This window comes from Paenibacillus sp. 203 (genome assembly GCF_037027525.1).
In the GTDB taxonomy this organism is placed as follows: Bacteria; Bacillota; Bacilli; order Paenibacillales; family Paenibacillaceae; genus Paenibacillus; species Paenibacillus polymyxa_B.
On record NZ_JAXCHD010000085.1, the window covers coordinates 1 to 255 of the forward strand.

1 rRNA gene is annotated in these 255 nt (G+C 52.5%); it reads right to left on the reverse strand.

Annotation, left to right across the window (positions count from 1 at the left end):
* Positions 1-255, reverse strand: a 23S ribosomal RNA gene (locus WA407_RS26510); the annotation flags it as partial.

Below are 255 nucleotides of genomic sequence, written 5' to 3' on the forward strand. Positions count from 1 at the left end.
GCCGGATTCATACGGGGTTTCACGTGCCCCGCACTACTCGGGATCCGTCTCGGAGGGAACAAGTTTTGAACTACAGGGCTTTTACCTTCTCTGGCGGGCCTTTCCAGACCTCTTCATCTAACCGGTTTCTTTGTAACTCCATGTGAGACGTCCCACAACCCCAAGAAGCAAGCTCCTTGGTTTGGGCTAATCCGCGTTCGCTCGCCGCTACTGACGGAATCACTATTGTTTTCTCTTCCTCAGGGTACTTAGATG